This window comes from Pseudomonas sp. Pse1 (assembly GCF_024519635.1).
In the GTDB taxonomy this organism is placed as follows: Bacteria; Pseudomonadota; Gammaproteobacteria; order Pseudomonadales; family Pseudomonadaceae; genus Aquipseudomonas.
In genome coordinates this window covers 1-339 of the sequence record NZ_JALJRO010000110.1, presented here as the reverse complement: position 1 = coordinate 339, position 339 = coordinate 1, and the positions used below count along the sequence as shown (strand labels likewise).

The 339-nt window shown below is 54.6% G+C and carries 1 protein-coding gene; it reads left to right on the top strand.

Going from position 1 to position 339, the window contains the following annotated elements; translation table 11 throughout:
• A partial coding sequence (locus NR126_RS29205; RefSeq protein WP_256832517.1) for a hypothetical protein occupies positions 1-339 on the top strand: 339 nt, incomplete at both ends.

Genomic DNA, 339 nt, shown 5'->3' with positions numbered 1-339 from the left:
TAGAGAGAGAAATAAGAGAGGGAAGAAGAAGAAGAGAAGAAGGGGAGAGGGAGAGAGGAGGAAAGGAAGGGAAGAGGAGGGGAGAGAAAGGGAGGGAAAAGGGAAGGAAGAAAAAGGGGAAGGGAGGAAAGAAGGGGGGGGAGAAGGGGAGGGAGAAAAGGGAAGAAGAAAAAAGGGGAAAGGGAGAGAAGAGAAGAGAGGGGGGAAGGAGGAGGGAGGAAGAAAGGAGAGGGGGAGAAGAGAGAAAGGAGGGGAGGGAGGGAAAGAAGGGAAAGGAGAAAGGAGGAAAGGAGGGAGGAAAAGAGCCAACAAGGCGGGCGCCTGGAGGGGCAGTGCGAG